Raw genomic sequence first — 16049 nt, 5'->3', positions numbered from 1 at the left:
CCGCCACCTTACGCAAGATGCGACCCGCTCATGACCGATCTGACGCTTTATCACAACCCGCGCTGCTCGAAATCCCGCGGTGCGCTCGAACTGCTTGAATCCCGTGGCCTGACGCCGTCGGTGGTGCGCTACCTCGAAACGCCACTGGACGCCGCACAAATCCAGAGCCTGCTGGGCAAACTCGGGATCAGCGCCCGACAACTGTTGCGCACTGGCGAGGACGAGTACAAGAGCCTCAACCTGGCCGACAGCAGCCTGAGCGAGGCGCAATTGATCGCCGCCATCGCCGCTCACCCTAAACTGATGGAGCGACCGATTCTCGAAGTCGGCGACAAAGCCGTCATCGGCCGTCCGCCGGAGCAGATTCTGGAGCTGCTGCCGTGACTGCGCCCTACATTCTGGTGCTGTACTACAGCCGCAGTGGCTCGACCAACGAAATGGCCCGGCAGATTGCCCGGGGCGTCGAGCAGGCCGGCCTTGAGGCGCGGTTGCGCACCGTGCCGGCGATCTCCACCGAATGCGAAGCCGTATCGCCAGAGATTCCGGACGAAGGCGCGCTCTACGCCAGCCTCGATGACTTGAAGAACTGCGCTGGCCTGGCGCTGGGCAGCCCCACCCGCTTCGGCAACATGGCGGCGCCGCTCAAGTACTTTCTCGACGGCACCAGCAACCTGTGGTTGACCGGCGCCCTCGTCGGCAAACCGGCTGGTGTCTTCACTTCCACAGCGAGCCTGCACGGCGGCCAGGAAACCACCCTGCTCTCAATGATGCTGCCGCTACTGCACCACGGCATGCTGATTACCGGCCTGCCGTATAGCGAATCGGCGCTGCTGGAAACCCAGGGTGGCGGCACGCCGTATGGCGCGAGCCACCATGCGGGTGCCGACGGCAAAAGCGCTCTGGATGCCCATGAAGTGGCGCTGTGCCGCGCGTTGGGCTCACGCCTGGCCAAGACTGCCCAGAAGCTGGAGCGCTGAAGTGGCCAAGAAACCGAAGATCCTGCCTTCCATCGAGTGGCTCGCCCCCCGGGTCCGGGCCATGCGCGTCATCAGCCTGCTGTGCTTTTTCGGGCTGGTGGGGCTGCTTTGCGTCTACTACCTGGCGGTCGCCGATCTGCACGGTGCGCGGCCTTGGGTGATCCTGCTGATCGAACTGGTGCCGCTGCTGTTGCTGGCGCCGGGAATGATCGTCGGCAGCGCCCGTGGACATTCATGGATGTGCTTTGTGGTGAACCTGTATTTCATCAAGGGCGCGTTGGCTGCCTATGACCCGAACCGGCAGATTTTCGGCTTGCTGGAGATGGGCGCGAGCCTGGCCGTGTTCTGCTCGGCACTGTTGTATGTGCGCTGGCGGTATCAGTTGAACCGCAAGCTGGCGGGCGAAGGCGAAATCTCTGCCGCCTGATATGAAGCCATCGCGGGCTTGCCCGCGATAGGTCGACTCGGTCTCAATGATTCACGGTGTAGGCCAGCATCATCGAAATCTGACTCATCGGCCGTCCGCCACTTTCCTCATGCCACTGGTTGAACACACCCTGCACCAACGCCAGATCCCGCTGGCTGCTGGGCACCTTGTCAATGATGTTCTGCGCATTCAATGCCGCCACCACGTCATAGCTCGGCACAAAAGTGTCTTTGCCAACCATGCGAAGAAAACGCGGCGCCGACAGACCGCCCAACTGATGGCCACGCTTTTTCAGGAAGGTCCAGAGCCCGACGATATCGGTCACCGGCCAATCGGCGATCATCGCGCCGAAACTGCCCTTTTCATGAGCCACATCCAGCACGAACTGCGCATTGCGCGGCACGCTCTTGAGCTTGCCCAGGTGGCGGATGATCCGCGCGTCCTGCATCAAGCGCTCAAGGTGTTCGGCGCTCATCAGCACGACTTTTTCCGGGTCGAACTTGAAGAAGACCTCTTCGAAGGCCGGCCACTTGGCGTCGACCAGGCTGTGCTTGAGCCCGGCGCGGAATACACGCAATGCCATGGTCGAGAGGTAGCGATCGTCGCTGATTTTGCGCAATTGCGCCGGGGTCTTGGGAACGGGCAGATGGGCTTCCAGTTCAGCCGCCGAACCGAAACGGTTCAAGCAGTATTCGTTCAGCCACTTGTAGTCGCGCATGCCCTCTCCTGAGGAATGAAACAAAAACCAAAAGTGGGAGCGAGCTTGCTCGCGATGGCGATGTGTCAGCCGGCAATGCTGTCGACTGACTGGACGCAATCGCGAGCAAGCTCGCTCCCACCGTAATTGTGGTTACAGGTTGACCACATTGACGAAGCGGGATGCAGCGCTTTCGTCGATACGCAGGCTAGTGAAGTCGAACAGGTTGCGGTCCGCCAATTGCGACGGGATCACGTTCTGCAGACTGCGGAAAATGCTCTCGGTACGACCCGGGGTCTTGCGCTCCCAGTCCTGCAGCATTTCCTTGACCACCTGACGCTGCAGGTTTTCCTGGGAGCCACAGAGGTTGCACGGGATGATCGGAAATTGCTTGAGGTCCGAATAGGCCTGGATGTCTTTTTCGTTGCAGTAGGCCAGCGGGCGGATCACCACGTTGCGGCCATCGTCGGCGCGCAGTTTTGGCGGCATGGCCTTGAGCGACCCGTTGAAGAACATGTTCAGGAAAAACGTCTCGACAATGTCGTCACGATGGTGGCCGAGCGCCATTTTGGTCGCGCCGATTTCGTCGGCGAAGGTATAGAGCGTGCCGCGACGCAGGCGCGAGCACAGCGAGCAGGTGGTCTTGCCCTCCGGAATCAGCTCCTTGACCACCGAGTAAGTGTCTTTCTCGACAATGTGGTACTCGATGCCCAGCTCTTTGAGGTAGGCCGGCAGCACGTGCTCAGGGAAGCCCGGTTGCTTCTGATCCATGTTCACCGCCACGATCTCGAACTTGATCGGCGCCACCTTCTGCAAGTGCATCAGCACATCGAGCATGGTGTAGCTGTCCTTGCCACCGGACAGGCAGACCATGACTTTGTCACCGTCTTCAATCATGTTGAAGTCGGCAACAGCCTCACCGGCCTGACGGCGAAGGCGCTTTTGCAGTTTGTTCTGGTTGACCGTAAGAGTGCCCATGACGCGAAATCCGTGAGGTGTGACGAAAGGCCGGCATTTTACGCAAAAACACTCCGCTGGCGAAGGCCCTCGGGGCTCATGTGGCCAGGGAGCCAGCTCCCTCCCCGTAAAATCGGTCCTGCACAGACTCTACGGCGATTAAGACGCGCGTTTACAGCGCGATTTGCTCTAATACCCTTACTCCCTCAAGGGAAACTCCTTCCTATACTGCGACATAAGGTCGCATTCATATCCAGACCTGTAACTTACTTGGCCAATTTGGCCCGTAAGCGCTCCACTGGGGGGCGACGGTAAAAACAAGAGGAGTGACTGGCATGATCCATCACGTAGTGGGGCTTTTCACCCACCCTGATCAGGAATGGAAAGAAATCCGTGGCGACCAGGAGGAAAGCATCAGCCACATGTACCTGACCCACACACTGATTCTGGCGGCGATTCCCGCGGTGTCGGCGTTTATCGGCACCACACAGGTCGGCTGGGTCATCGGCAATCGAGCGCCGGTGATGCTGACCCAAGAGAGCGCGCTATGGATGACCATCATGTCGTACCTGGCCATGCTGGGCGGCGTGGCAGTCATGGGCGCGTTCATCCACTGGATGGCCCGCACCTATGATGCCAATCCAAGCCTGGCACGTTGCGTTGCATTTGCCACCTACACCGCAACCCCGCTGTTCATTGGCGGCCTTGCGGCGCTGTACCCGCACATGTGGCTGGGAATGATCGTCGGCACTGCGGCGATCTGCTACACCGTTTACCTGTTGTATGTCGGCTTGCCGACGTTCATGAACATTCCATCCGACGAAGGCTTTCTGTTTTCCAGTTCAGTACTTGCCGTAGGCCTGGTGGTGCTGGTGGCCATCATGGCGTTCACCGTGATCGTCTGGGGACTCGGCGTGGGGCCGATCTATACCAATTAGCAACACCCCCTCCAAAAACTAGATCTGCCGACACACCGGCCGCCGCAAGGCGGCCTTTTAATGCCTCCAGTACAGACAACGGCAACAACCATTCGGCGCTTCGGCGATTCGCAAGGCTCGAGGGTTGCGGCATACTCGACACCTCTGGAGATCCATCAAGCATGCCCGAGCAACTCAATATCCGCGTCGAAGACTGTTTCCAACAAGCCGAATTCTTTTTCAAACGAACTTTCAAACGCCCCGTGGTAAGCCTCAAGCTGCGCGGGCAAAAAGCCGGTGTCGCGCATTTGCACGAGAATCTGCTGCGCTTCAACCCGCAACTGTATCGGGAAAACACCGAAGATTTCCTCAAGCAGACGGTAGCCCACGAAGTCGCGCACCTGATTGCCCATCAACTGTTCGGCGACCGCATCCAGCCCCATGGCGAAGAATGGCAATTGATCATGCGTGGCGTATACGAACTGCCGCCCAACCGCTGCCACACCTATGACGTCAAACGCCGCAGCGTGACCCGTTACATCTATAAATGCCCGTGCGCAGAGAGTGACTTTCCGTTTTCGGCGCAGCGCCATAGCCTGGTACGACAGGGCCGACGGTATTTGTGTCGGCGGTGTCGAAGCACGTTGGTGTTCAGCGGGGAAATGCGGGTCGAGTAGTGGACGCTAGAGAACCACTTTGGCACGCCGCAATTCAGCAATCCGCTCAACGCTATACCCCAACTCATCCAACACCTGATCCGTATGCTGCCCCAGTGTCGCGCCAACATGTCCGGGCTGCGGCAAACCTTGCGAAAACTTCAATGGACACGCCATCTGCAGCTGGCTCGTACCATCCCCCCGTGGCACCTCGGTCACCAGTTCCCGCGCCTGCATTTGTGGATGCTGCACCGCCTCGCTCAGACTCAACACCGGTTCGACACAGGCATCCAGCCCGGCAAACATTGCGCACAACTCGGCAAAATCATGCTTTTCGAACTCGACCTTCAGCGCGTCCTTGAGGCGCTTTTGCTGGGCCGGTTGCGGCGATAAGCCGAGGTTGGCCAGTGCCTCCAGCCCCAAGGCCGTGCACAGCCGTTTCATGAAGTCCGGTTCCAGGCTGCCCACCGACAACCAGCGCCCATCCCGCGAGCGGTAATAGTCGTAGAAACTGCCGCCATTGAGCATCTGGTCTTCCCGACCCGGCTCAACGCCACAGGCCAGATACCCGGCTCCGGCCATGGCGTTCAGGCTGAACGCACAATCGGTCATGCTCACATCCAGGTATTGCCCCAGACCGGTTTGCTGCCGAGCGATCACCGCCGCCAGCAGGCCGATCACCCCGTGCAGCGAGCCACCGGCGACATCCGCCACCTGGGCGCCCAAGGGCAGCGGCCCACTGTCGGCGCGGCCGGTGTAGCTTGATAGCCCAGCCAGGGCCAGGTAGTTGATGTCATGTCCGGCGCGATCCTTGTAGGGGCCGGTCTGCCCGTAACCGGTGATCGACACGTAAATCAGCTTCGGATTGATCGCTTTCAAGGCTTCATAGCCCAGGCCCAATCGTTCCATGACGCCTGGGCGAAATTGCTCCAGGACGATGTCGTAGTCCTGCAACAGCTGTTTGATCACGTCCAGCGCCTCGGGTTGCTTGAGGTCCATCGCCAGGCTGCGCTTGTTGCGATTGAGGTAGGCATGACTGGCGGAAACGCCCCGGTCATGGGGCGGCAACACGCGCAGCAGGTCCATGCGAGTCGGCGACTCGATGCGCAGGACCTCGGCGCCCATGTCCGCCAGCAGCAACGAGGCGAACGGCCCGGGCAGTAGTGTCGAAAAATCCAGAACCTTGAGTGATGCCAGTGGACCAACCATGAATGTTCTCCCTAGACGATGCCCCAGACTAGGCAGCCAGACGCTCAGGGGCAATCACCTAATGTGCCAGTGACGGTGACCCTTGTGCTCAGGTCGCGGGCAAAAAAAACCCGCCGAAGCGGGTTTTTTCATCATGACAAGGTTTACTTGGCGTTAGTCGGGGTTGCCCCTTCGACGTGGCCCAGAACATCGTCCTTAGGTTCATCGGCAATGCCGCGACCGCCCGAGGCCAGCTCGGCGTGCATCACGTCGGTGTCCAGTTCCTTGACCCACTTGGCCACCACCAATGTGGCAACGGCGTTGCCCACCAGGTTGGTCAGCGCACGGGCTTCGGACATGAAACGGTCGATACCGAGGATCAGCGCCAGACCGGCAACCGGCAGGTGACCCACGGCGGACAGGGTGGCGGCCAGTACGATGAAACCACTGCCGGTCACGCCCGCAGCGCCCTTGGAGGACAGCAGCAGTACCACCAGCAAGGTGATCTGGTGCGTGATATCCATGTGAGTATCGGTGGCCTGGGCAATGAACACGGCCGCCATGGTCAGGTAGATCGCAGTGCCGTCGAGGTTGAACGAGTAACCGGTCGGGATTACCAGACCCACCACGGATTTCTGCGCCCCCAGACGCTCCATCTTGATCAGCATGCGCGGCAGTACCGATTCCGAGGACGAAGTACCCAGCACGATCAGCAGTTCTTCACGGATGTAGCGGATCACTTTCAGCACGCTGAAACCGTGAGCGCGAGCGATAGCGCCCAGCACGATCAGAATGAACAGCAGGCAAGTGATGTAGAAGCAGGCCATCAACTGACCCAGTTGCACCAGCGACCCGACACCGTAGGCACCGATGGTGAACGCCATGGCACCAAAGGCCCCAATTGGCGCGAGCTTCATGATCATGTTGATGATGTTGAACATCACGTGGGCGAAGCGATCGATGAAGTCGAGGATCGGCTTGCCGTAGGCACCCAGGCGATGCAGGGCGAAACCGAAGATCACCGAGAACATCAACACTTGCAGGATGTCGCCTGTGGCGAACGCGCCGACGATGGTGGTCGGGATCACGTTGAGCAGGAAGCCGACGACACTTTGATCGGCACCGGCCGCAACATAGGTGGCGACTTTGGAGGCGTCCAGCGTGCTGACGTCGATGTGCATGCCAGCGCCTGGCTGCACGATGTTGACCACAACCAGACCCACCAGCAGGGCGATGGTCGAAACGATTTCGAAGTAGAGCAGTGCGTAACCACCGGTCTTGCCGACCGACTTCATGTCCTGCATGCCGGCGATACCGCTGACGACGGTGCAGAAAATGATAGGGGCGATGATCATTTTGATCAGCTTGATGAACCCGTCACCCAGCGGCTTAACGGCCACACCGAGCTGTGGGTAGTAGTGACCGAGCAAAATACCGATGACAATTGCAACGATCACCTGGAAATACAGGGATTTGTACAGTGGCTGACGAGTCGTCATTGCAAAGTTCCTCAAGAGTGCACGGTGACAACATCCATCTGTTATCCACGGCACCTGAATTGCGAACCCTCCTGCACTGGAGGGATTTGTTTTTTCGAGCCCCGCGACGGCAGGCATCTGCTCGTTGTATCGCAAGGCCCATGCCACCTTCCGCGAAAACCCTGCAAGCCTTTTGACAGCAAGGGTTGCAAGCATTTTCTGTTTATCCGGCGGATAGATTGCAGTGGCGGATTTCCGCCCATCGACCGGATCTCATCCTGCAATTTGGCGGATATCCGCCCTGTTCATTGGGAAGTGCCGCCGCTACCATCCGTCGCTCAATAAATGGATTTGCCTGTCATGCGCGAACGCACCATCGCCAGTCATTTCGCCCGTGCCGCCCTCGGTGGCGCGCAACGGCGTGGTTATGACTATTCGGCTCTGTTGCAGCAATTGGGGATCAGCCCCGAATTGCTCGACGAGCCGCGGGCGCGTATCGCTCCGGAACAGTTCGCTCGACTGATCCAGGCACTTTGGCTGGCACTGGACGACGAGTACCTGGGTTTCGGAAAAGGCCAGAGCAAGCCGGGCAGCTTCGCAATGATGTGTCATGCCGTGATCCACTGCCGAAATCTGGATAAGGCACTCAACCGTGGCTTATTGTTTTATAGCCTATTCCCCGATGCCCCGCGCCTGACCCTGACGCGTGAAGATGAAATGATCCGCCTGAGCCTGGACGATGCGCATCTGTGGGATCCGGACCATTTCCTCACCGAAAGCCTGCTGGTGATCTGGCACCGCTTCGGTAGCTGGCTGATCGGCCAGCGCATTCGATTGGAACAAGCCACGTTCAGCTATCCGCGACCGGAGCATGGGGCCGAATACGATTTGCTATTTTCCTGTCCGCTTGAGTTTTCCACCCTGCACAGCAGCCTGCTGTTTCACAGCCGCTACTTGAACATGCCGCTGTTGCAGGACGAGCGGACGCTCAAGCTTTTTCTTGAGCGCTCTCCTGCCGATCTGCTATCGCGCCCTGACGATGGCGACAGTTTAAGCAGTCAGCTGCGGCGGCTGCTCAGTCGCGACAGTACGCGCTGGCCGGATCTGGAAGCCGTGGCCGCGCACCTGCACATCAGCCCGCAAACCTTGCGCCGCCATTTGCGCGAAGAAGGCAGCAGTTTTCAGGAGTTGAAGGACCAGTTGCGACGTGACATTGCGATTTATCATTTGAGCCGCGCCAACCTGTCGTTGCAACAGATTGCCGAGCAGCTGGGATTTTCCGAGCCCTCGGCGTTTCATCGGGCGTTCAAGAAGTGGACGGGGCTGACGCCGGGGGCGTACCGCGCGCAGGAGAATTGAAGGAATAACCTGTAGGAAACCAGGATCAAACCGCCGGGAAATGAATCCGGAACGCCGCTCCGCCCAAGGGTGAGTCGCCCAGGGTCAGTTTGGCGCTGTAGCTTTCGATGATGTCCTTGACCACTGCCAGGCCGATGCCCTGCCCCGGGTGCTGGCGGTCAAGACGCTCACCGCGCTGCAGGATTCGCGCGCGCTGGTCGGTGGGGACTCCGGGGCCGTCGTCTTCGACACACAACTCGATACCGCTCAAAGTCTGGCGAACACTGATTCGTACTTCACCAAGGCACAAGCGATAAGCGTTCTCCAGCAGGTTCCCCATCATCTCCAGCAAGGCGCCCTGCTCGATGGGCACATAACACTGCGGCGGCAAGTCCATGGCGACTCGCACGCGCTTGTCGCGATAAACCTTATCCAAAGTGTCACACAGACTTTGCAACACGGGCTGCAGTTGCACCTGATGGCGCACAAGACCGCTTTTGCGCAGGCTGGCGCGTTGCAATTGATAGCTGATCTGCTGACTCATGCGCTCGATCTGGGTTTGCAGGACCCGGGCTTGCTCACGATTTTCCGGGCGTTGCGCCATGTCTTCGCTGACGCCTTGCAACACCGTCAAAGGGGTTTTAAGGCTGTGCGCCAGGTCATCAAGGGAGTCGCGATAACGGCTGCGCTGCTCACGCTCGCTGTGTAGCAAGCGGTTCAGGGAACCAGTCAAGCGCAGCAGTTCGCGCGGGTGTTGCTCGCTGAGACTTTCGCGGGTACCGCCTTCGATCTCATCCAGCTCCTGACTGAGCCGGCGCAACGCCTGCAAGCCCCAGGTCAGACCGATCCACAGCAAGGCCAGCAATACCAGCAATGCCGCACCGAAGCCCAGGTAGAGGTTTTCCCGCAGGCCTTCAAGGGTGTGTTCGTATTCGCGCACCGGCTGCAGCGCGACAATGCTGAAAGCCGCGCTTTTACCACCCAGCAGCTTGACCTCGACGTCATAGACGAAGAACTCCTGGCCATTGGCTTCGTTGATTCTTGCGAACTCGTTACCGCGCCCATCGTAGCGCGGCTTGTAATTGATGTTTTCCTCCTGAGTGCCCTTCGACCGCCAGACCAGATGACCTTCACGGTCATAGATATAACCGAGCAAACGGCTGTCGGTGAGGTTGAAGCGCTCGTCGGGCAATTGCGCCGGCATCTGCAGATGATTGTTCTCCACCCGGGCGGCGGAGATCAGCGTCGTCACATCCGATGCCAGACGCTGTTCGATGGAGTCCTGCAGAGCCAGGCTGAACGCCCCCTGCATGGCCGGCAGCAACGCGAGCATGAACAACACCGCCAGGATGGTGGCGGCGAGCATCAAGCGAACGCGTAGAGAACGAATCAACTGCAGCGCTCATTGAACAGGTAGCCGAGGCCCCTTACGGTATCGATCGGTTTGAACCCGACCGGCCCTTCCAGCTTGCGCCGCAGGCGGCCGACAAGCACTTCGATCACGTTCGGATCACGCTCGTCGTCATCCGGGTACAACTGTTCCATCAGGCGATCCTTGGCCACCACTTGCTGGTGATGGAGCATCAGGTATTCAAGGATGCGGTACTCGTATGCCGTCAGTGCCAGTGGCTGCTCGTCGAGCGATGCCTGCTTGCGATTCAGATCAAGCAGCAACGGCCCGGCGACAATGGTCGACTGGGTGAAACCGCTGGACCGACGCAGCAAGGCATTGAGCCGGGCGTCGAGCTCTTCGAACTGGAACGGCTTGACCACATAGTCATCAGCACCGGCAGCGAGGCCTTCGACCTTGTCCTGCCAGTTGCCACGCGCCGTGAGGATGAGGATCGGAAAGGTCTTGCCCCGCGAGCGCAGTTGACGAATCAGGTCGAGCCCGCCCATACCCGGCAGACCGAGGTCGATCACCGCCAGGTCATGATTGAACTGTTCGGTCTGGTACAAAGCCTCTTCGGCATTGGCCACGGACTCGACTACGTGTCCGCTATCCGTCAGGCGGGTTTGCAGGTGATGGCGCAGTAGCGCCTCATCTTCGACGACCAGCAGTTTCATAACACGCTCCCAGGCAAATCAATGTCTCCAGAGGTACGAACAGCGCACCTCGATAGTGTACAGGCCGGCACCGGTTCAACCTCATGGCTGATCCGGTGCCGGCCCGTCGCGAACGTTTTATTTCAGAAAGCGTAGTTGGCGGAAACGTAAGTCTGGGCGCTGCTGGTCAGTCTCAGCGAACCCTGTTTGCTGCCACCGTGCTCGCTCATCTCGGTGCTGGCATTGCTTCGCAGGTAACGGTACCCCAGTTCAACTGACGTATTTCGCGAAATCTGCTGTAGAACTCCCGCCTGACCACCCAGCGCGTAACCGATATTGCTGTCGCGACTGAAACCTGGCGATTCCTGAGTCATTTTGGTCAATCCCGCCGAGGCGCCGCCGAAGAGTTTGGTAGTGCCGCCTACCGGGTAGAACAGATCGTAGCTGCCCAAGAGGTTCTCCTGACGCAGTTTAATGCCATTGTGCGAGCCCGACACGTTGTCGTAAGTGGCGTAGTAGCGCCCTTGGCTGTTTTGCTGGCCCAGACGCACACCCCAGGTTGTGTCCTTGCCAATCACGCCGTCAGCGTTCGGACGATTAAGGTTGTCGTTCAGGGCGTGGGACTTTTTGATCTTGTCGCTGGTCTGCCCTAAAGTCAGGCTACCGAAAGTGTCGTCGGACGCGAACGCTGTCGTACTTGCGCCCAAAACGGTGAATGCCAGAAGCAGTTTTTTGAATCCAGTCATAGTGAAACTCCTAGTGAGTTGCTTGTTTATTGGCTACGGGGCAAGACTACTTACGTCGCCCTGAACTCCCCCTGAACGCGCCCTTAACCTAAGCTGAACCAACTCCTCCCGAGTGTTTCCAAGAGTTTCAACAGGAGATTCGACCATGCGCATGTTCCTCGCTGTCCTCTTGCTGGCCTTGAGCGGGCTCAGCCAGGCCGCCATAAAGACCCAGGAAATCCCCTACCAAACTGCCGACGGCACGAAAATGATCGGCTATTACGCCTACGACGACGCGATCAAGGGACCGCGACCCGGTGTTGTGGTCGTGCATGAGTTCTGGGGGCTCAACGACTACGCCAAACGACGTGCCCGGGATCTGGCCGGTCTGGGCTACAGCGCACTGGCCATCGATATGTATGGTGACGGCAAGAACACCGAACATCCGAAGGACGCCATGGCTTTCATGCAAGCCGTTTTGAAAGACAGCGCGGTGGCCAGCGCACGGTTCCAGGCCGGGCTCGATCTGCTGAAGAAACAGCCGCAAACCGACCCCAATAAAATGGCCGCCATCGGCTACTGCTTCGGTGGTGGCGTGGTGCTCAATGCGGCACGTCAGGGTGTGCCCTTGGCAGGTGTCGTCAGTTTCCACGGCGCACTGGCAACCAATACCCCCGCTACGCCAGGCAGCGTGAAAGCGAAAATCCTCGTCGAACACGGCGCCCGTGACAGCATGATCACTCCCGAAAATGTCGCTGCGTTCAAAGCCGAAATGGACAAGGCCGGCGCCGACTACACATTCGTCAGCCTCGACGGTGCCAAGCATGGCTTCAGCAACCCTGATGCCGATCGCTTGAGCCACGGCGATCATGGTGGGCCGGACATCGGTTACAACAAGCCGGCGGATGAAAAGTCGTGGGCGGACATGCAGGCGTTTTTCAAAAAGATTTTCAGCTGACACGCCCAACATCGGGAGCCGAGCATCCCTGTGGCAAGGGAGCTTGCTCCCTCGCCACAAAACCCTCGACTACTACCCAGCGCCAATCCAACCCGGCAAAATGCCAGACATGAAACCACTCCCCGTCCTGCCCGCTTTTTGCACCCCACTTGATGCCCATTGGCCGCTGCCCCATGTGCTGCCCGATACCATACTGTTGAGCACGCACTTCAATACCTCGCAACTGGTCAGTGATGATTTTCAGCGCAGCGCCATTGAAGCGCCAGCGACCATCCAGCGCTCGGTCGCCAAGCGTCAGGCAGAGTTTCTCGCCGGCCGTGTCTGCGCCCGTGCCGCGCTGCAACAATTGGAAGGTCTGAACGTCAGCCCGGCCATCGGCGAAGACCGGGCCCCCGTCTGGCCGGCACACATTACCGGCTCGATCACCCACAGCACGGGCCGTGCCGCCGCTATCGTCGCAAAAAAAAGCCATTGGCGCGGACTGGGAATGGACCTGGAAAACCTGCTCAACGCCGAACGGGCCGAGCGCCTGGCCGCAGAGATCCTCACCCCGCCGGAACTGCAGCGCATGGCCGCCGGCCATCACGATCAACTGGCGCTATGGGTAACCCTGATATTTTCCGTGAAAGAGAGCCTGTTCAAGGCGCTCTATCCGATCGTCCGGCAGCGTTTCTATTTTGAACACGCCGAAGTGCTGGAGTGGACTGAGAGTGGAGAGGTGCGGCTGCGATTACTGACAGACCTGTCCGCCGAGTGGCGCAATGGCACCGAGCTGGATGCGCAGTTCGGGGTCAAGGACGGGCAGTTGTTGAGCCTCGTCAGTCTCCAGGCCTGAAAACTCCAGTGCCTGTATGTGTAGTGCTCGCAGAGGCGATTGCCCAGACAACCAAGCTCTCAGCGCTTCTCCTGATTGCGCGGCCAGCTCAAACTGAAACAGGCCCCCCCAAGGCTCTTGCTCTTGCCGATCAACGCCCGGCCGTCGTGCCAATGGATAATGCGCCGCACGATGGACAGCCCCAAGCCATGTCCACCCGACGCACGGGTGCGGCTGTCATCCAGCCGCAGGAACGGGGTAAAGATTTTCTCCCAGGCGATTTCCGGCACACCCGGCCCGTCATCCTCGACATCGACCCGACAGCGTTGCTGCCCAACCTGATAGCTGATGGTCACCCGTGATTGCGCGTGACGCATGGCATTACTCACCAGGTTCTGCAGCGCCCGATGCAGGTAGCGCGGCTCAGCCTCGACCCAGGCGTCGTCGCAATCGGCCGCCGACAGGCACAACCCGCGCTGCACCGTGACGTCGGCACGCAAAGGCGCCAGCTCCTCGATCACCTGATTGACCAGCGCATCCAGGTCGATGCGCTGGAAGTTCAGCGCCGGCGAGCCCTGCTCGAGCCTTGCGTAAGTGAGCATTTCGTCGACCAGTCGGTCGAGATCCTCAATGTCGTGGTCCATGCCTTCACAGTACTTTTCCAGGGCTTGCGGCGTGGTGGCCGAACCAATCATCTCCAGACCGAAACGCAGGCGCGCCACCGGCGTACGCAGCTCGTGGGAAACGGCGCGCACCAGTTCGCGCTGGATTGCCAGCAATTGTTGCAAGTGTTCGGCCATGCCGTTGAACGCCGACGCCAAACGCCCCACCGAGTCCGCACCGCGCGCCGGCACACGGGTTTCCAGGCTACCCCTGGCGATGCGCGTGGCCGCTGCCTCAAGACCGCGCAAGCGGCGCTCCAGTTGGCGAACCAGCAAGTAAACGATCAACCCGATCAGCGTGAGGCCCAGTGCGGCAATCAGCACGAGCCATTCCGGCGGATAAGGATTCATCTGATACAAAGGGCCGATTTCCAGGACCCATGGCGTCCCGACCATGCCAGCGAACACGCGGATCGAATCGCCCTCCTTGCCCAGCGCCATCACCGTGTCACCTTCGGACACTCGACGACTCTGGTCCTCGTCCATGTCCGCCTCATCGACCGTGACCAGACGCAAGTCGAAGCCAAAACCCTTGTCCTGCTTCAGTTGCGCCAAGCGCTGGGGTTGCTCGGCCACCGGCACGCGCACCAGTTCATCGGTCAACAGGTAAATCGTCGCCCGCGCCAGTTGCTCACTGATCTGCTGGACTTCCCCCGTGAGTACCAGTTGTTCCTTTTCGCTGACCAGCCGGTAAACCTTCGCCGCATGCGGACCGGTCTGCTCCACCAGCGCTTGCCCGTGCAGCACACGGGTGCGCTGGGTCAGGTCAAGGTCCGTCTGGTTGAAGGTTTTCAGCGCCAGCGGAATCCCCAGCAGGCGTTCCCACACTAACAAGGCACGATGGCGCTCGGTCTCGTTCATCGGTTGCAGGTTGTCGGCCATCAACGAGAACGTGCCATGGGCCAGGCGCTCGCGGTACTGCTCGCTGCGTACCTGGTTGAGCATGTGTAACGCCAGCACACCGAGCACCGCCACCAGAACCAGCGCGGCGCACATGCCGCCGTAGATACGCAGGAAGATCGAGTTCACAGCGGCGAGTCTACGCAGGCCTCAGGAACGAACAGGTAGCCTTTGCTGCGCACGGTCTTGATCAGACGAGGGTGATCCGGGTCATCGCCGATTTTCGGACGGATGCGTGAAATGCGCACGTCGATGGAGCGATCCTGGCCGTCATAGCCGATGCCACGCAGCGCCGTGAAGATTTCTTCCCGGGACAGAATGCGTCCGGCATTGGCTACCAACAGCCAGAGCAGATCGAATTCGGCGCTGGTCAGTTCGATGCCATGGTCGTTAAGCCAGGCTTCGCGCAAAGCGTTGTCCACGACCAACGGACCGAACTGCAGCCGCCGTTGTTTCTCCGGCGCGGCTTCTGGTGTTTCACTGCGCCGCAACAGCGCCTGAATGCGCGCCAGCAACAAACGCGGACGCACGGGTTTGCATACGTAGTCGTCGGCGCCCAGGTCGAGGCCGAGGATCTGGTCGGTATCGTCGGTCCGCGCGGTGAGCATCAGGATCGGCCCGTCATAGCGGTCGCGGACTTTGCGGCAAATGCTCAAGCCGTCCTCGCCGGGCAGCATCAGGTCGAGGATTACCAGGTCCGGTTTTTCCTTGATGATGCGGCCAGCGGCGAGGGCACCATTGCCTTCGATCGACACTCGCAGGCCGTTGGCTTCCAGGTAATCGCGGGTCAGCTCGGCCAGACGCTGGTCGTCCTCGACAATCAATACCTGCCAGGCTTCTTGCTCCACGGGTGACCTCTTCTTGCCAGTAACTCTAATAAGGAAGGATCCGCCCGTCTTTTTGTAACGATTGGGGAGGATAAATTGCCTACAGGCTGGCCGATTGTATAAACGTCGCTCGCGCAGAACACAAGCCGCTAAATGCGTTCGGACAAGACGGTTTTTTGTGATAGGGTTCGCGCCCTTAAAAATCCACCCGGCCGTTTTCGATCATTGAAAATTGATGAAAAAAGGTCCGGTCCAGCAGCATTGCGGCCTACACGCCGATTCGCTCTTTCACACACAATTTACGCACAGGCTTATCCACAGGTAGTACGTTGCAATCCCCCCCCAAAACGCATTATCTTGTACCTCGGCGCCAAAAAAACCCTAGATGTAGGGTTTTGCGCAAAAGACCAAACACAAACCGGACACCAATTTCAAGCGCTTTTCTTGCCACCCTCCGGTTGAACCAAACGTATTTTCGACAG

Annotated in this window: 17 protein-coding genes; 8 read left to right on the top strand and 9 right to left on the bottom strand. The window is 59.4% G+C overall.

What is annotated here, in order from left to right; genetic code table 11:
• The first annotated feature begins 30 nt into the window (after nt 1-30).
• The 3 genes from arsC to ACX3YD_RS06280 are packed head-to-tail and all read left to right on the top strand — an operon-like array spanning nt 31 to nt 1404.
• Nucleotides 31-384 (top strand): arsenate reductase (glutaredoxin), encoded by a 354-nt coding sequence (arsC, locus tag ACX3YD_RS06290; protein ID WP_103404906.1) that lies wholly within the window; start codon nt 31-33, stop codon nt 382-384.
• Complete coding sequence (gene wrbA / locus ACX3YD_RS06285; protein WP_103404905.1) at nt 381-977, top strand: NAD(P)H:quinone oxidoreductase; 597 nt, start codon at nt 381-383, stop codon at nt 975-977. The genes arsC and wrbA overlap by 4 nt, the downstream gene beginning before the upstream one ends.
• Nucleotide 978: 1 nt before the next feature.
• Nucleotides 979-1404: a DUF2069 domain-containing protein gene (locus ACX3YD_RS06280; RefSeq protein WP_458959487.1), complete on the top strand. Its 426-nt coding sequence runs from the start codon at nt 979-981 to the stop codon at nt 1402-1404.
• Nucleotides 1405-1447: 43 nt separating this feature from the next.
• On the opposite strand, the gene ACX3YD_RS06275 is transcribed toward ACX3YD_RS06280, so the two are convergent.
• Both ACX3YD_RS06275 and ttcA read right to left on the bottom strand, forming a co-directional pair.
• Nucleotides 1448-2122 carry a DNA-3-methyladenine glycosylase I gene (locus ACX3YD_RS06275; protein WP_047532259.1) on the bottom strand — a complete coding sequence of 225 codons (675 nt, stop codon included), beginning with the start codon at nt 2120-2122 and terminating at the stop codon, nt 1448-1450.
• A 132-nt stretch (nt 2123-2254) separates the two neighbouring features.
• Nucleotides 2255-3079, bottom strand: coding sequence for a tRNA 2-thiocytidine(32) synthetase TtcA (ttcA, locus tag ACX3YD_RS06270; protein WP_103404903.1), 825 nt, complete (start codon nt 3077-3079; stop codon nt 2255-2257).
• A gap of 314 nt (nt 3080-3393) precedes the next feature.
• Between ttcA and ACX3YD_RS06265 the strand changes: the two genes are divergently transcribed.
• Complete coding sequence (locus ACX3YD_RS06265; RefSeq protein WP_047532264.1) at nt 3394-3996, top strand: Yip1 family protein; 603 nt, start codon at nt 3394-3396, stop codon at nt 3994-3996.
• Nucleotides 3997-4157: 161 nt separating this feature from the next.
• Nucleotides 4158-4652: a SprT family zinc-dependent metalloprotease gene (locus tag ACX3YD_RS06260; protein WP_458959486.1), complete on the top strand. Its 495-nt coding sequence runs from the start codon at nt 4158-4160 to the stop codon at nt 4650-4652.
• A gap of 6 nt (nt 4653-4658) precedes the next feature.
• On the opposite strand, the gene ACX3YD_RS06255 is transcribed toward ACX3YD_RS06260, so the two are convergent.
• Both ACX3YD_RS06255 and ACX3YD_RS06250 read right to left on the bottom strand, forming a co-directional pair.
• A complete protein-coding gene (locus ACX3YD_RS06255) occupies nt 4659-5840 on the bottom strand; it encodes a CaiB/BaiF CoA transferase family protein (protein ID WP_458959485.1) in 1182 nt (393 codons plus the stop codon).
• Between the two features lie 143 nt (nt 5841-5983).
• A complete protein-coding gene (locus ACX3YD_RS06250) occupies nt 5984-7318 on the bottom strand; it encodes a dicarboxylate/amino acid:cation symporter (protein ID WP_047532270.1) in 1335 nt (444 codons plus the stop codon).
• A gap of 339 nt (nt 7319-7657) precedes the next feature.
• On the opposite strand from ACX3YD_RS06250, the gene ACX3YD_RS06245 reads away from it, so the two are divergent.
• Nucleotides 7658-8656: an AraC family transcriptional regulator gene (locus tag ACX3YD_RS06245; RefSeq protein WP_458959484.1), complete on the top strand. Its 999-nt coding sequence runs from the start codon at nt 7658-7660 to the stop codon at nt 8654-8656.
• A 25-nt stretch (nt 8657-8681) separates the two neighbouring features.
• Here ACX3YD_RS06245 and ACX3YD_RS06240 read toward each other — a convergent pair whose 3' ends face one another.
• From ACX3YD_RS06240 to ACX3YD_RS06230, 3 genes are all read right to left on the bottom strand, one after another.
• The gene (locus tag ACX3YD_RS06240; RefSeq protein WP_458959483.1) at nt 8682-10028 is read right to left on the bottom strand and encodes an ATP-binding protein; all 1347 of its coding nucleotides are present in this window, start codon (nt 10026-10028) and stop codon (nt 8682-8684) included.
• On the bottom strand, nt 10025-10702 hold the full coding sequence (locus ACX3YD_RS06235) for a response regulator (RefSeq protein WP_047532275.1): 678 nt from the start codon (nt 10700-10702) through the stop codon (nt 10025-10027). The genes ACX3YD_RS06240 and ACX3YD_RS06235 overlap by 4 nt, the downstream gene beginning before the upstream one ends.
• 122 nt (nt 10703-10824) lie before the next feature.
• Nucleotides 10825-11427 (bottom strand): hypothetical protein, encoded by a 603-nt coding sequence (locus ACX3YD_RS06230; protein ID WP_103404898.1) that lies wholly within the window; start codon nt 11425-11427, stop codon nt 10825-10827.
• A 145-nt stretch (nt 11428-11572) separates the two neighbouring features.
• Here ACX3YD_RS06230 and ACX3YD_RS06225 point away from each other — a divergent pair, with 145 nt between their 5' ends.
• Complete coding sequence (locus ACX3YD_RS06225) at nt 11573-12364, top strand: dienelactone hydrolase family protein (RefSeq protein WP_090464358.1); 792 nt, start codon at nt 11573-11575, stop codon at nt 12362-12364.
• A 109-nt stretch (nt 12365-12473) separates the two neighbouring features.
• On the top strand, nt 12474-13199 hold the full coding sequence (locus ACX3YD_RS06220) for a 4'-phosphopantetheinyl transferase family protein (protein WP_458959482.1): 726 nt from the start codon (nt 12474-12476) through the stop codon (nt 13197-13199).
• A gap of 59 nt (nt 13200-13258) precedes the next feature.
• Here ACX3YD_RS06220 and ACX3YD_RS06215 read toward each other — a convergent pair whose 3' ends face one another.
• Both ACX3YD_RS06215 and ACX3YD_RS06210 read right to left on the bottom strand, forming a co-directional pair.
• The gene (locus ACX3YD_RS06215) at nt 13259-14869 is read right to left on the bottom strand and encodes an ATP-binding protein (RefSeq protein WP_103404897.1); all 1611 of its coding nucleotides are present in this window, start codon (nt 14867-14869) and stop codon (nt 13259-13261) included.
• Entirely contained in the window at nt 14866-15588 is a 723-nt protein-coding gene (locus tag ACX3YD_RS06210; protein ID WP_458959481.1) for a winged helix-turn-helix domain-containing protein, read from the bottom strand. Before ACX3YD_RS06210 ends, ACX3YD_RS06215 begins: the two co-directional genes overlap by 4 nt.
• Nucleotides 15589-16049: the final 461 nt, after the last annotated feature.

The sequence above is a fragment of the Pseudomonas fluorescens group sp. PF-1 genome (assembly GCF_054481335.1).
This window is presented reverse-complemented; position numbering and strand designations above follow the sequence as displayed.

Bases quoted from the DNA above. Each gene is read 5' to 3' on its own strand.
- arsC (WP_103404906.1), top strand. From the start codon at position 31: ATGACCGATCTGACGCTTTATCACAACCCGCGCTGCTCGAAATCCCGC.
- ACX3YD_RS06275 (WP_047532259.1), bottom strand. From the start codon at position 2,122: ATGCGCGACTACAAGTGGCTGAACGAATACTGCTTGAACCGTTTCGGT.
- ttcA (WP_103404903.1), bottom strand. From the start codon at position 3,079: ATGGGCACTCTTACGGTCAACCAGAACAAACTGCAAAAGCGCCTTCGC.
- ACX3YD_RS06265 (WP_047532264.1), top strand. From the start codon at position 3,394: ATGATCCATCACGTAGTGGGGCTTTTCACCCACCCTGATCAGGAATGG.
- ACX3YD_RS06260 (WP_458959486.1), top strand. From the start codon at position 4,158: ATGCCCGAGCAACTCAATATCCGCGTCGAAGACTGTTTCCAACAAGCC.
- ACX3YD_RS06255 (WP_458959485.1), bottom strand. From the start codon at position 5,840: ATGGTTGGTCCACTGGCATCACTCAAGGTTCTGGATTTTTCGACACTA.
- ACX3YD_RS06250 (WP_047532270.1), bottom strand. From the start codon at position 7,318: ATGACGACTCGTCAGCCACTGTACAAATCCCTGTATTTCCAGGTGATC.
- ACX3YD_RS06245 (WP_458959484.1), top strand. From the start codon at position 7,658: ATGCGCGAACGCACCATCGCCAGTCATTTCGCCCGTGCCGCCCTCGGT.
- ACX3YD_RS06235 (WP_047532275.1), bottom strand. From the start codon at position 10,702: ATGAAACTGCTGGTCGTCGAAGATGAGGCGCTACTGCGCCATCACCTG.
- ACX3YD_RS06230 (WP_103404898.1), bottom strand. From the start codon at position 11,427: ATGACTGGATTCAAAAAACTGCTTCTGGCATTCACCGTTTTGGGCGCA.
- ACX3YD_RS06225 (WP_090464358.1), top strand. From the start codon at position 11,573: ATGCGCATGTTCCTCGCTGTCCTCTTGCTGGCCTTGAGCGGGCTCAGC.
- ACX3YD_RS06220 (WP_458959482.1), top strand. From the start codon at position 12,474: ATGAAACCACTCCCCGTCCTGCCCGCTTTTTGCACCCCACTTGATGCC.